Source organism: Sulfobacillus harzensis (assembly GCF_012933365.1).
Taxonomy (GTDB): Bacteria; Bacillota; Sulfobacillia; order Sulfobacillales; family Sulfobacillaceae; genus Sulfobacillus_B; species Sulfobacillus_B harzensis.
In genome coordinates, this window is the sequence record NZ_JABBVZ010000296.1 from 1 (window position 1) to 965 (window position 965).

At 61.2% G+C, this 965-nt stretch carries 1 protein-coding gene; it reads left to right on the forward strand.

The features are described from left to right. Positions 1-455: 455 nt before the first annotated feature. The coding region (locus HIJ39_RS23135; protein ID WP_169103371.1) for a plasmid pRiA4b ORF-3 family protein at positions 456-965 on the forward strand (510 nt) is incomplete at its 3' end.

Genomic DNA, 965 nt, shown 5'->3' on the forward strand with positions numbered 1-965 from the left:
ACATTCTGGCTTTGGTGTTTGACATTCCCGCCGACGCGTTGGCGACACCTGAGGTACCGGAGCAGACCGGACATGCCCAGCCCACAGCTCCTTCCATGACGTGGGCAGACCTGATGACGTGGTATCAAGCTCACGATCAGGACTGACGCCCCAGAAAGGTCCCGCGCTTGATGGAGGCGGGTGACGACCCAGCCATGCCACGCCCAATGGAGACCCGTCATGCCGGGTGCGGACTCCTCACGACCCCGGCATGCGGGTGCCCCACACGTCGCGTCACGGTCATTCGTGACAATTTCTAGGCCACGAACACAGCAAGCCCAGCTTCACTGCGCCCCCTGATCTCCCGCGACACATCGGCCGCCTTCACGTTCCATCAAACCATACAACGCTCCCGTTTGGCAACGTATCGCCCATATGCGATAATAAGCACAACCGAACTAACCGGGAGGATCGCGATGGCTGAGGGTACACCAGGATGGGAACTCGTCATCACGTTGAATCACATTCATCCCCTGATTGCACGGCGGGTGCTCGTCCCATCCTCTTTAACGTTTCTCGGCTTGCACGATGTCATCCAAGCGGCCATGGGGTGGACGGACACGCATCTCTTTGAGTTCCGCGTGGGCGCCCAAACCATCAGTATGCCGGATGGCGAACTCAGTCACGCCCCCGACGAGTGGGACGCCGCACAGCACGCGATGTCGGAGGTGCAGTTGAAACCCGGCGACCGATTCACCTACCTGTATGATTTTGGGGACGATTGGTGGCACACGATTGACGTGGTGCGATCGGTCGCGCACGTCGAACGTCCCCAGTTGCTCACCGGCACCGGCGCTTGCCCGCCGGAAGACGTCGGCGGCCCACCGGGCTATGCCGAGTTTCTTGCTGCGTGGTCCGACCCGCGTCATCCCGAGCATCGCGCCATGCGCGAATGGGCGAGAGGCCGGTATCAACCCGAATTCGAC